This window comes from Streptococcus suis (assembly GCA_022354845.1).
Lineage (GTDB): Bacteria > Bacillota > Bacilli > Lactobacillales > Streptococcaceae > Streptococcus > Streptococcus suis_AA.
Genome location: CP031970.1, coordinates 805,265 through 817,969 on the forward strand (window position 1 = coordinate 805,265; position 12,705 = coordinate 817,969).

The 12,705-nt window shown below is 35.6% G+C and carries 13 protein-coding genes and 1 pseudogene; all 14 read left to right on the forward strand.

Annotated elements, in window-relative coordinates; genetic code table 11:
• The first annotated feature begins 9 nt into the window (after positions 1 to 9).
• The 14 genes and pseudogenes from D2A30_04275 to mef(A) (D2A30_04340) all read left to right on the forward strand — a co-directional run bounded on the left by D2A30_04275 (position 10) and on the right by mef(A) (D2A30_04340) (position 12,688).
• Positions 10 to 644, forward strand: a pseudogene (locus tag D2A30_04275) (WYL domain-containing protein).
• Positions 645 to 1,179: 535 nt separating this feature from the next.
• Entirely contained in the window at positions 1,180 to 2,397 is a 1,218-nt protein-coding gene (gene mef(A) / locus D2A30_04280; GenBank protein ID ULL20870.1) for a macrolide efflux MFS transporter Mef(A), read from the forward strand.
• A gap of 119 nt (positions 2,398 to 2,516) precedes the next feature.
• A complete protein-coding gene (gene msr / locus D2A30_04285; protein ID ULL20871.1) occupies positions 2,517 to 3,980 on the forward strand; it encodes an Msr family ABC-F type ribosomal protection protein in 1,464 nt (487 codons plus the stop codon).
• 117 nt (positions 3,981 to 4,097) lie between these two features.
• Positions 4,098 to 4,652: a GrpB family protein gene (locus tag D2A30_04290; protein ID ULL20872.1), complete on the forward strand. Its 555-nt coding sequence runs from the start codon at positions 4,098 to 4,100 to the stop codon at positions 4,650 to 4,652.
• A gap of 196 nt (positions 4,653 to 4,848) precedes the next feature.
• Entirely contained in the window at positions 4,849 to 6,255 is a 1,407-nt protein-coding gene (locus D2A30_04295; protein ULL20873.1) for an ISLre2 family transposase, read from the forward strand.
• Positions 6,256 to 6,457: 202 nt separating this feature from the next.
• The gene (catA, locus tag D2A30_04300) at positions 6,458 to 7,117 is read left to right on the forward strand and encodes a type A chloramphenicol O-acetyltransferase (protein ULL20874.1); all 660 of its coding nucleotides are present in this window, start codon (positions 6,458 to 6,460) and stop codon (positions 7,115 to 7,117) included.
• A gap of 1,188 nt (positions 7,118 to 8,305) precedes the next feature.
• A complete protein-coding gene (locus D2A30_04305; protein ID ULL20875.1) occupies positions 8,306 to 8,476 on the forward strand; it encodes a DNA recombinase in 171 nt (56 codons plus the stop codon).
• 108 nt (positions 8,477 to 8,584) lie between these two features.
• Positions 8,585 to 8,680, forward strand: coding sequence for a 23S rRNA methyltransferase attenuation leader peptide (locus tag D2A30_04310; protein ID ULL20876.1), 96 nt, complete (start codon positions 8,585 to 8,587; stop codon positions 8,678 to 8,680).
• Between the two features lie 124 nt (positions 8,681 to 8,804).
• Complete coding sequence (gene erm(B) / locus D2A30_04315) at positions 8,805 to 9,542, forward strand: 23S rRNA (adenine(2058)-N(6))-methyltransferase Erm(B) (protein ID ULL20877.1); 738 nt, start codon at positions 8,805 to 8,807, stop codon at positions 9,540 to 9,542.
• Positions 9,543 to 9,546: 4 nt separating this feature from the next.
• A complete protein-coding gene (locus tag D2A30_04320; GenBank protein ID ULL20878.1) occupies positions 9,547 to 9,678 on the forward strand; it encodes a hypothetical protein in 132 nt (43 codons plus the stop codon).
• Between the two features lie 9 nt (positions 9,679 to 9,687).
• A complete protein-coding gene (locus D2A30_04325) occupies positions 9,688 to 9,972 on the forward strand; it encodes a topoisomerase (GenBank protein ID ULL21985.1) in 285 nt (94 codons plus the stop codon).
• A 102-nt stretch (positions 9,973 to 10,074) separates the two neighbouring features.
• Positions 10,075 to 10,971 carry a chromosome partitioning protein ParA gene (locus D2A30_04330; GenBank protein ULL20879.1) on the forward strand — a complete coding sequence of 299 codons (897 nt, stop codon included), beginning with the start codon at positions 10,075 to 10,077 and terminating at the stop codon, positions 10,969 to 10,971.
• A 91-nt stretch (positions 10,972 to 11,062) separates the two neighbouring features.
• Positions 11,063 to 11,278, forward strand: a complete 216-nt coding sequence (locus tag D2A30_04335; protein ID ULL20880.1) for a peptide-binding protein — start codon at positions 11,063 to 11,065, stop codon at positions 11,276 to 11,278.
• A gap of 192 nt (positions 11,279 to 11,470) precedes the next feature.
• Entirely contained in the window at positions 11,471 to 12,688 is a 1,218-nt protein-coding gene (gene mef(A), locus D2A30_04340) for a macrolide efflux MFS transporter Mef(A) (protein ID ULL20881.1), read from the forward strand.
• The last annotated feature ends 17 nt before the right edge of the window (positions 12,689 to 12,705 follow it).

Genomic DNA, 12,705 nt, shown 5'->3' on the forward strand with positions numbered 1-12,705 from the left:
GAGGTGAATATGAACAATCAAGAATGCTTACTAACGATTTTTCTGCGTTTGCAGTCAGGTGCTCATCTTTCTAAGTTACGGCTAGCAGATGAGTTTGGAGTTAGTGAAAAAACGATACATAGAGATTTTTCTCTCCTTGGTAGTTTCTTAGAAACGCAAACTACTCTTGCAGCAAAACTTGCATCTGATGCAAAATACCATACACGTTATCTAAAAGGAAAATCCTTATTTAATAAAAAGGACATTTTGGTTATATAAAAGATTTTATTAGGAAACCGTTCTTTGAACAAAGAGGAAAATCAGTCTCTAATCGATAGTTTGTTAGCTTTAATTTCTAAAGAGGAACAAAAAGAGGTTTATCAAATTATTGCGAGTGAACTACTAAATTATTCGCCATTATCTGATACTCAAAATCGAATTGATAAAATCTGAGAATGGTCGGAAATGATACGAAAAGAGCTAGTTCTAGATATTCGATATCAATCGCCTTATAATACTGAAAAACAACATACGATTCTTCCCACCTCCTTTACTATGATGCACATTATTTTTATGTTGTGGCATTTAACTTAACATTTGAGTCGTATATGACCCTAAAATTGGATAGAATAATAGATTGGAAAGTATCAAAAGAAAAGAAACCACTGACAAGTAATTACTTTCAAGTACATATAAAGGTTGAAATAAGAGCTGTAAAATGTTATGATAAAAAGAGAAGGGACATTTAGGTATGGATAATGAAGATAAAACACTTCGTCATAGCCTTCAAATCAGGTTTCGAAATGGAAGCATGAGATACATTTGATTATTTTTGTATTGAATACATCGTTTTGTTGTGTTATTCTATAGGTTGATATAAATAAAGATGTAGGAGGAACCGAAACTATGACAGCCTCAATGCGTTTAAGATAAGCTGGCAATAAAAAAAGCAGAATCAATCCCCGATGATAGGCTTTTTTGTTGTGCTTATTTATACGATATTGAGCATTCATTAGTTACGGTGAGGATATTGGTTATTTAAGTATACCTTTATTTAACTATGTCTTTAATATGAATGTTTCCAAATTGTATGTATGCAGACCAAAAGCCACATTGTGGGGTTTGGCCTGCATTTTTTATTGCCTAGAATGCTATTCAAAATAGAAATTTAAGCAAAATAATATGCAGGAGATAATATAAATGGAAAAATACAACAATTGGAAACGAAAATTTTATGCAATATGGGCAGGGCAAGCAGTATCATTAATCACTAGTGCCATCCTGCAAATGGCGATTATTTTTTACCTTACAGAAAAAACAGGATCTGCGTTGGTCTTGTCTATGGCTTCATTAGTAGGTTTTTTACCCTATGCGATTTTGGGGCCTGCCATTGGTGTGCTAGTGGATCGTCATGATAGGAAGAAGATAATGATTGGTGCCGATTTAATTATCGCAGCAGCTGGTGCAATGCTTGCTATTGTTGCATTCTATATGGAGCTACCTGTCTGGATGGTTATGATAGTATTGTTTATCCGTAGCATTGGAACAGCTTTTCATACCCCAGCGCTCAATGCGGTTACACCACTTTTAGTACCAGAAGAACAGCTAACGAAATGCGCAGGCTATAGTCAGTCTTTGCAGTCTATAAGCTATATTGTTAGTCCGGCAGTTGCAGCACTCTTATACTCCGTTTGGGATTTAAATGCTATTATTGCCATCGACGTATTGGGTGCTGTGATTGCATCTATTACGGTAGCAATTGTACGTATACCTAAGCTGGGTAATCAAGTGCAAAGTTTGGAACCAAATTTCATAAGAGAAATGAAAGAAGGAATTGTCGTTCTGAGACAAAACAAAGGATTGTTTGCCTTATTACTCTTAGGAACACTATATACTTTTGTTTATATGCCAATTAATGCACTATTCCCTTTAATAAGCATGGAATACTTTAATGGAACACCTGTGCATATTTCTATTACGGAAATTTCCTTTGCATTTGGAATGCTAGCAGGAGGCTTATTGTTAGGAAGATTAGGGAGCTTCGAAAAGCCTGTATTACTAATAACTAGTTCATTTTTTATAATGGGGGCCAGTTTAGCCGTTTCGGGAATACTTCCTCCAAATGGATTTGTAATATTTGTAGTTTGCTGTGCAATAATGGGGCTTTCGGTGCCATTTTATAGCGGCGTGCAAATAGCTCTTTATCAGGAGAAAATTAAACCTGAATATTTAGGACGTGTATTTTCTTTGACCGGAAGTATCATGTCACTTGCTATGCCAATTGGGTTAATTCTTTCTGGATTCTTTGCTGATAAAATCGGTGTAAATCATTGGTTTTTACTATCAGGTATTTTAATTATTGGCATTGCTATAGTTTGCCCAATGATAACTGAGGTTAGAAGATTAGATTTAAAATAAACAATATTGGAGGGATATTTATGTATCTTATTTTCATGTAATTCTTCCTGCTAAAATCGCAGGGTTTTCCCTGCGTACAAGCAAATGAAAGCATGCGATTATAGACAGGAGGAAATGTTATGGAATTAATATTAAAAGCAAAAGACATTCGTGTGGAATTCAAAGGACGCGATGTTTTAGATATAAATGAATTAGAAGTATATGATTATGACCGTATTGGTTTAGTAGGAGTAAATGGTGCTGGAAAAAGCACTTTACTCAGGGTACTTTTAGGAGAATTAACTCCCCCAGGATGTAAAATGAATCGTCTGGGTGAACTTGCCTATATTCCCCAGTTGGACGAAGTAACTTTGCAGGTGGAAAAAGATTTTGCACTTGTAGGCAAGCTCGGTGTTGAGCAATTAGATATACAGACCATGAGCGGTGGTGAAGAAACAAGGCTTAAAATAGCACAGGCCTTATCGGCACAGGTTCATGGTATTTTAGCGGATGAACCTACGAGCCATTTAGACCGTGAAGGAATTGATTTTCTAATTGGACAGCTAAAATATTTTACAGGTGCACTGTTAGTTATTAGTCATGACCGCTATTTTCTTGATGAAATAGTAGATAAAATATGGGAACTGAAAGATGGCAAAATCACTGAGTATTGGGGAAACTATTCTGATTATCTTCATCAGAAAGAGGAAGAACGCAAGAGCCAAGCTGCAGAATACGAACAATTTATTGCGGAACGTGCCCGATTAGAAAGGGCTGCGGAGGAAAAGCGAAAACAGGCTCGTAAAATAGAACAGAAGGCGAAAGGTGCTTCAAAGAAAAAAAGTACTGAAGGCGGAGGGCGTTTAGCTCATCAAAAATCAATAGGAAGTAAGGAAAAAATGATGCATAATGCCGCTAAATCCCTAGAGCACAGGATTGCAGCTTTAGGAAATGTAGAAGCTCCGGAAGACATTCGCAGAATTCGTTTCAGGCAAAGTAAAGCATTGGAGCTCCATAATCCATACCCTATAGTCGGTACGGAAATTAATAAAATATTTGGGGATAAGGCACTGTTTGAAAATGCATCTTTTCAAATTCCTCTAGGAGCAAAAGTGGCGTTAACTGGTGGTAATGGAACCGGAAAAACAACTTTAATCCAAATGATCTTAAACCATGAAGAAGGAATTTCTATTTCACCTAAGGCAAAAATAGGTTACTTTGCACAGAATGGTTACAAGTACAACAGTAATCAGAATGTCATGGAGTTTATGCAGGAGGATTGTGATTACAATATATCAGAAATTCGTTCAGTGCTAGCATCTATGGGGTTCAAACAGAACGATATTGGAAAAAGTTTATCTGTTTTAAGCGGTGGAGAAATTATAAAATTGTTGCTAGCTAAAATGCTCATGGGTAGATATAACATCCTACTAATGGATGAACCCAGTAACTTCCTTGACATACCAAGTTTAGAGGCTTTGGAAATACTAATGAAGGAGTATGCCGGAACTATCGTGTTTATCACCCACGATAAACGCTTACTCGAAAATGTAGCTGATGTAGTTTATGAAATTAGAGATAAGAAAATAAATCTGAAACATTAAATTTAAGGTAGTCGCTGGTCAGTATAGTCTGTTCTGGCTGGCGGCTCCATTGTTAAAAAGTATAAAGATTTTTTTCTAAAAATATTATTCGTTGAGAATGAGATTGGAGGGTTTATATTGTTTATACGAGTAGTTCCGTATGACCCCTTTTGGGAAGTAGAGTATGAAAATGAATCACAGATGATAAGGAACATATTGAAGGATATATTGGTGGAGATTTACCATATTGGTAGTACAGCAGTTAAAGGGTTATCCGCTAAGCCAATCATTGATATAATGCCTGTAGTGACAAATATTAGTTTGGTTGATAAGCATAACGAAGAATTTGTAGCCATTGGATATGAGTGTATGGGTGAATTTGGTGTTGAAAGACGGAGATATTTCCGCAAGGGTGGCGATAATAGAACACACCAGATTCATATTTTTGAGCAAAGCAATCACAAAGATATTAATAGGCATATAGCGGTAAGGGACTTTCTGCGTACACATCCTGACATCGCTTTAGAGTATGGTGAATTAAAGATGAAACTGGCTTTTCGATTTCCAGATGATATTGAAGGCTACTGCGCTGGTAAGAATGCTTTTATAAAGCAGCTAGAGAAAGATGCTTTGCAATGGTGGCAAATTCTCAAAGGATTGCAAGAAGCAGCTGAGGATAATCCGTATAACTAACAATTACATATCATGCTGATTCGTATTGGTGGAATAACACGAATTAATAAAGGATATATTTGTAGTAGCAAGTGTATTTGTTTTATATTCTATGCTTAGTGTAAAATTATTGTTGGATGAATAGAAAAAGAGAATAGCCTATCCGTGTTATGATAAAGTTGCAAACCAATAACACAATACGGAAAGGACTATTCTCATGAATATTATAAACGACATCACAGGAAAAATCATTAAACATATGGCATATTTGGCTGATAAACCTTTAAGTGGACAAGCAGCATTGGCTGGAGCAGTAGAGGATACTCTAGGCTTGATGATGGAAATAGGAGCAGATATCATAAGGGACTATATTGAGATGCTAGAAGAAGGTCTGATAACCAGCGAGGATAGAAAGGCTGAGTGGAACGTGCATATCAAGAATAGAGAAAAGACCATAGCAACAAAACTCGGTGATATTACATATAAGCGCACTTATTACAGGAATAGAGAAACTGGTGCCTTCCGGCACCTGGTAGATGATCTCTTGGAAGTGGAGCCTCACGAAAGAATTGATCTGGGCTTAAAAGAAGATATGCATAAGAAAGCGAAGGAAATGTCCTATCAGCAAGTGATTGATAGCTACGACAACATCAGCATCACCAGCAGGACTACCGTTAAAAATGTAATCCATAAAGCACCGATGGAGACAGCTGGATTAGGAAGCATAGAGAAACCAAAAGAAAAGAAAAGAGTACCTGTCATCTATATCGAAGCCGATGAAGATCATGTGCACCAACAAAAAGGAAAAGGAATGTTGATGAAGCTAGCTTATATTCATGATGGCAAAGAGGCTGTTGAAGTCGTGACTACTGCAAAAAGAAAGCGTATGCGCTTAATTGAATCAAAATATATAACAGGGCTGTATCCTCAGAATGATGAGTTATGGTTTGAAGTGTTAGATTACTTGGAAGAACATTATGATCTGGATTATGTGGAAAGAATCTTCCTCTCAGGGGATGGGGCTCCATGGATCCGAGCTGGTAGTGATATATTGCCAAAGTGTCATTTTGTCATCGATGGATTCCATTTATCGAAGTACATCAAGAGCGCCACAACGCTCTATTCAGGCTTTGAGCGTAAGCTCAAGAGAGCGGTGTATTCAGGGGACAAAGAGTGGGTTGAGGCTTATTTTGACAGTATAGAAGGAAATGACCATACCCCAGAAGAACTAAAGCGTTTTGCGAGCTGTAAAAGCTATATCTTAGGGAACTGGGATGAAATTCAAAATAGGCATAAAGACGGCTATGTAGAATGCAGTGCAGAAGGCCATGTAAGCCACATGCTCTCACATAGGTTGAGTTCTCGCCCATTGTCTTGGAGTAAAAAAGGAAGTGAAAATATAGCCAAGTTGCGTGTATACACACAAAATGGTGGCTCTATTCTTCGACTCTTAAAAACCGGTAGAGAAGATTTCACAGAGGAAAAAACTGAAATAAAATGCAATATAAAATCCCTTAAATCCAGGAAAAAGGCAATTCAGGGATTCTCAAGTAATATCACAATATTGAAAACTGGAAAACGAACAAACATGTACAAGTTGCTTAAACAGATTAGATACGCATAACATTGGATAAATAATTTTTCATTTCAACCAACAGTAAATTGACACGATCTATTCTATGACCCTATTTGATTTACATGATTCTATATGGTATAATGGACTTGCTTATAAATATAGATGCTTGGATAGCAGGAGGTTGCAAGATGATGATGGCAGTTAAATTAGCCTTCTAAAATTAAATAATAAAATTTTAGGAGGCTAATTTATGAAATTTAATTTGATAGATATAGAGGATTGGAATAGAAAGCCATACTTTGAGCATTATTTAAATGCGGTAAGGTGCACTTACAGTATGACTGCAAATTTAGAGATAACTAGTTTACTGCGTGAAATTAAACTTAAGGGCCTGAAACTGTACCCTACGCTTATTTATATCATCACAACTGTAGTTAATCGTCACAAGGAGTTCCGCACCAGTTTTGATCAAAACGGTAAGTTAGGATACTGGGATAGTATGAACCCAAGTTATACTATCTTTCATAAGGATAACGAAACTTTTTCAAGTATTTGGACAGAGTATGACGAGAACTTCCCACGTTTCTACTATAATTACCTTGAGGATATCAGAAACTATAGCGACGTTATGAATTTCATGCCTAAGGCAGGTCAACCTGCTAACACAATTAATGTGTCCAGCATTCCTTGGGTGAATTTTACCGGATTCAACTTGAATATATATAATGATGCAACATATCTAATCCCTATTTTTACTATGGGTAAGTATTTTCAGCAGGATAATAAAATTTTATTACCTATGTCTGTACAGGTGCATCATGCGGTTTGCGACGGTTACCATACCAGCAGATTTTTTAATGAGGTACAGGAATTAGTCTCAAATTTTGAGACATGGTTAGGAGAAAAATAATATTAAAATGCTTGTGCTCGGGAGTTATAAACAAAGATCGAAAATATTGTTAAGATCGTGAGGAAGCAAAGCGACCGAAGAAGTATATGTTCCATCTATGCAAGGACTTCCCGAGAAGGCGAGTGACAGCGAAGACCGATTGGAAGGAGTCTGAGCTAAGTGGAGTAATATATTCATTCATTATAGAACCATCATTTCAAAGGATTAGAGAAATCTAATCCTTTTTCTAGGTATTTTTATCCTAAGAATTTAATATGACAATCACGAGTTTAATTTTTATTTTGGTGCTATTTATCCTAAGCAGAGCAAAAACACTAATTGCCGGTGATATGCTGGGAGTTGAGGATGGGTATCATGTTCCTTCTCTTGAGCAGATTAATTTCTATCATAATACGTATCATCATTTTAATTAGTGGATATGTTTCCACAAACGCCCAAAACCGTTGATATGTTCCCCTAAACCTCGAAACAGCTAAAAAACGGTTGATATGTTCCCATGGACGCTGACATCAATAATGAACACTCGAGCCATATAGAAGTAGTCGGTTTGTTAGAAAAACGCATTTAGGTTGTCCAGCTTGCGTACCTGTTTTCTGGCAAGCTGCTTCAAAGGTCCACTGGACCTTTGAACTCCCAAATACGCATCATATAGAAGTAGTCGGTTTGTTAGAAAAATGCATTTAGGTTGTCCAGCTTGCGTACCTGTTTTCTGGCAAGCTGCTTCAAAGGTCCACTGGACCTTTGAACTCCCAAATACGCATCACGTCGAGTGTGTCGCACTGCTCGTAAAAGCCTAGAAACCTTGGAACGAAAGGGATAATGAAAAGCCTTGATTGCAAGGCTTTTTGCTTTATGGTGGGGAAGTATCAGAGTGAGTAATTTTTTGGAGGGAGTAGAAGTGATAGCTAGAAATTATCCAATTCTATTTCCATTTACCCTGTGGGTACGTGTTTGTTTCCATTGACAAGGAGTTTGTGGGAATAGAAATGTACCCACCTTGTTTGAATCAAGTGAAGTGTAGTTGAAGGAAATCTGTTGAAAGCAATACTTCATTTTACCGAATAAGTAATAATTTAGGCAACTTCAAATCGATTAAAAAAAACTATTTTAAAGGTTAAGAGTAGACAAAAATTGTCCACTCTTTTTTGTAAACTCAATTTATCAATAAATGAAATGAGGGAATGTAAAATGAAATATTTTGAGGTTGAGTTAGAAAATCCTGATGAATTTTTAAAACTACAAACAGAAGATTTTGTGAAAGCTAATCGCTTGCTACTAAGGAAGATAATCCAGAGCGTTACAGTCTATGAAGAACACTTCGTCATATCCTTTAAATCTGGCATCGAATTGGAAGTATGAGACTCATTCCATAACTTTTATATTGAACATATCATCTTGTTGTGTTATACTATAAATTGAAGTTAAATTAGATGCTAAAAATTTGTAATTAAGAAGGAGGGATTCGTCATGTTGGTATTCCAAATGCGTTATCAAATGCGTTATGTAGATAAAACATCTACTGTTTTGAAACAGACTAAAAACAGTGATTACGCAGATAAATAAATACGTTAGATTAATTCCTACCAGTGACTAATCTTATGACTTTTTAAACAGATAACTAAAATTACAAACAAATCGTTTAACTTCTGTATTTGTTTATAGGTGTAATCACTTCAGGAGTGATTACATGAACAAAAATATAAAATATTCTCAAAACTTTTTAACGAGTGAAAAAGTACTCAACCAAATAATAAAACAATTGAATTTAAAAGAAACCGATACCGTTTACGAAATTGGAACAGGTAAAGGGCATTTAACGACGAAACTGGCTAAAATAAGTAAACAGGTAACGTCTATTGAATTAGACAGTCATCTATTCAACTTATCGTCAGAAAAATTAAAACTGAATACTCGTGTCACTTTAATTCACCAAGATATTCTACAGTTTCAATTCCCTAACAAACAGAGGTATAAAATTGTTGGGAATATTCCTTACCATTTAAGCACACAAATTATTAAAAAAGTGGTTTTTGAAAGCCATGCGTCTGACATCTATCTGATTGTTGAAGAAGGATTCTACAAGCGTACCTTGGATATTCACCGAACACTAGGGTTGCTCTTGCACACTCAAGTCTCGATTCAGCAATTGCTTAAGCTGCCAGCGGAATGCTTTAATCCTAAACCAAAAGTAAACAGTGTCTTAATAAAACTTACCCGCCATACCACAGATGTTCCAGATAAATATTGGAAGCTATATACGTACTTTGTTTCAAAATGGGTCAATCGAGAATATCGTCAACTGTTTACTAAAAATCAGTTTCATCAAGCAATGAAACACGCCAAAGTAAACAATTTAAGTACCGTTACTTATGAGCAAGTATTGTCTATTTTTAATAGTTATCTATTATTTAACGGGAGGAAATAATTCTATGAGTCGCTTTTGTAAATTTGGAAAGTTACACGTTACTAAAGGGAATGTAGATAAATTATTAGGTATACTACTGACAGCTTCCAAGGAGCTAAAGAGGTCCCTAGCGCCTACGGGGAATTTGTATCGATAAGGGGTACAAATTCCCACTAAGCGCTCGGGACCCCTTGTAGGAAAATGTCCTAAGTGTGGCAACAATATTGTATTAAAAAAATCGTTTTATGGTTGTTCAAATTATCCTGAATGTACCTTCACTTTAGCTGAACATTTTAGAAAGAAAAAACTCACCAAAACAAATGTAAAAGAATTACTAGAGGGAAAAGAAACCCTGGTAAAAGGAATCAAAACGAAAGATAGAAAGTCCTACAATGCCGTTGTAAAAATCGGAGAAAAGGGATATATTGATTTTATCTCTTTTTCAAAATAAGCATAAAAGCCCTTTAAAGAGGGCTTTTATATATTAATCACAAATCACTTATCACAAATCACAAGTGATTAATCACAAATCACTTGTGATTTGTGATTCCTAATGATACAATATTACTATACAAAAAAAGAATGGGGCGTAGTTATGGTGAAGGAAGAACTAAAAATACTTGAAGAATTAAGACGTATTTTAAACAGTAAAAATGAAGCAATTGTTATCTTAAACAATTATTTTAAAGGTGGTGTTGGAAAGTCAAAATTATCGACTATGTTTGCTTATTTGACAGACAAATTTAATTTAAAAGTTTTAATGATCGATAAGGACTTACAAGCAACATTGACAAAAGACTTAGCAAAAACATTTAAGGTAGAATTGCCACGTGTCAATTTTTATGAAGGCTTGAAAAATGGAAACTTGGCTTCTTCTATTATTCATTTGACTGATAATTTAGACTTGATCCCTGGCACGTTTGATTTGATGTTACTGCCAAAATTAACTCGCTCATGGACGTTTGAAAATGAAAGTAGATTGCTTGCTACTCTTTTAGCACCTTTAAAAAGTGACTATGATCTCATTATTATTGATACTGTACCAACGCCAAGCGTTTATACAAATAATGCAATCGTGGCAAGTGATTACGTTATGATCCCTTTACAAGCAGAAGAAGAAAGTACAAACAACATTCAAAACTATATTTCCTATTTGATTGATTTACAAGAACAGTTTAACCCTGGACTAGATATGATCGGTTTTGTTCCTTATTTAGTTGATACGGACAGCGCAACGATAAAATCAAACCTGGAAGAACTGTACAAGCAACATAAAGAAGATAACTTGGTTTTCCAAAATATTATCAAGCGAAGTAATAAAGTAAGTACCTGGTCTAAAAACGGCATTACAGAACACAAAGGCTATGACAAAAAAGTTTTATCCATGTATGAGAACGTATTTTTTGAAATGCTTGAGCGAATCATTCAATTAGAAAACGAAAAAGAATAGAATCACAAATCACAAGTGATTAATCACAAATCACTTGTGATTTGTGATTGTTGATGATAAAATAAGAATAAGAAGAAATAGAAAGAAGTGAGTGATTGTGGGAAATTTAGGCGCACAAAAAGCAAAACGAAATGATACACCAATCAGTGCAAAAAAAGATATAATGGGAGATAAGACGGTTCGTGTTCGTGCTGACTTGCACCATATCATAAAAATCGAAACAGCAAAGAATGGCGGAAACGTAAAAGAAGTTATGGATCAAGCCTTAGAAGAATATATACGGAAATATTTACCTGACAAACTTTAAAAGGAGTGAAAATGAAATGGCAGTTACGTATGAAAAAACATTTGAAATAGAGATGTCTTTAATATGAATGTTTCCAAATTGTATGTATGCAGACCAAAAGCCACATTGTGGGGTTTGGCCTGCATTTTTTATTGCCTAGAATGCTATTCAAAATAGAAATTCAAGCAAAATAATATGCAGGAGATAATATAAATGGAAAAATACAACAATTGGAAACTTAAGTTTTATACAATATGGGCAGGGCAAGCACTATCATTAATCACTAGTGCCATCTTGCAAATGGCGATTATTTTTTACCTTACAGAAAAAACTGGATCCGCGATGGTCTTGTCTATGGCTTCACTATTAGGTTTTTTACCCTATGCGGTCTTTGGACCTGCAATTGGTGTGCTAGTGGATCGTCATGATAGGAAGAAGATAATGATTGGTGCTGATTTAATTATCGCAGCAGCTGGTTCGGTGCTTACTATTGTTGCATTCTATATGGAGCTACCTGTCTGGATGGTTATGATAGTATTGTTTATCCGTAGCATTGGAACAGCTTTTCACACCCCGGCTCTCAATGCGGTTACGCCACTTTTAGTACCAGAAGAACAGCTTACGAAATGTGCAGGCTATAGTCAGTCTTTGCAGTCTATAAGCTATATTGTTAGTCCGGCGGTTGCAGCACTCTTATACTCCGTTTGGGAACTAAATGCTATTATTGCCATCGATGTATTGGGTGCTGTGATTGCATCTATTACGGTAGCAATTGTACGTATTCCTAAGCTGGGTGATCGAGTGCAAAGTTTGGAACCAAATTTCATAAGAGAAATGAAAGAAGGAATTGTCGTTCTGAGACAAAACAAAGGATTGTTTGCCTTATTACTCGTTGGAACATTATATATGTTTGTTTATATGCCAATTAATGCACTATTCCCTTTAATAAGCATGGATTACTTTAATGGAACACCTGTGCATATTTCTATTACGGAAATTTCCTTTGCATCTGGAATGTTGATAGGGGGTCTATTATTAGGGTTATTTGGGAATTACCAAAAGCGAATCTTATTAATAACGGCATCCATTTTTATGATGGGGATAAGCTTAACCATTTCAGGATTACTTCCCCAAAGTGGATTTTTCATTTTTGTAGTCTGCTGTGCAATAATGGGGCTTTCTGTTCCGTTTTACAGCGGTGTGCAAACAGCTCTTTTTCAGGAGAAAATTAAGCCTGAATATTTAGGACGTGTATTTTCTTTAACTGGAAGTATCATGTCTCTTGCTATGCCAATTGGATTAATTCTTTCTGCACTCTTTGCTGATAGAATCGGTGTAAATCATTGGTTTTTACTATCAGGTATTTTAATTATTTGCATTGCAATAGTTTGCCCAATGATAACTGAGATTAGAAAATTAGATGCAAAATAAAATAAAGGAGTGTGTTC

What these genes read in the sequence shown, in the direction of transcription:
- D2A30_04305 (ULL20875.1), top strand. Translation starts at nt 8,306, where the DNA reads ATGAAATATTTTGAGGTTGAGTTAGAAAATCCTGATGAATTTTTAAAA.
- msr (ULL20871.1), top strand. Translation starts at nt 2,517, where the DNA reads ATGGAATTAATATTAAAAGCAAAAGACATTCGTGTGGAATTCAAAGGA.
- catA (ULL20874.1), top strand. Translation starts at nt 6,458, where the DNA reads ATGAAATTTAATTTGATAGATATAGAGGATTGGAATAGAAAGCCATAC.
- D2A30_04310 (ULL20876.1), top strand. Translation starts at nt 8,585, where the DNA reads ATGTTGGTATTCCAAATGCGTTATCAAATGCGTTATGTAGATAAAACA.
- D2A30_04295 (ULL20873.1), top strand. Translation starts at nt 4,849, where the DNA reads ATGAATATTATAAACGACATCACAGGAAAAATCATTAAACATATGGCA.
- D2A30_04320 (ULL20878.1), top strand. Translation starts at nt 9,547, where the DNA reads ATGAGTCGCTTTTGTAAATTTGGAAAGTTACACGTTACTAAAGGGAAT.
- D2A30_04330 (ULL20879.1), top strand. Translation starts at nt 10,075, where the DNA reads ATGATACAATATTACTATACAAAAAAAGAATGGGGCGTAGTTATGGTG.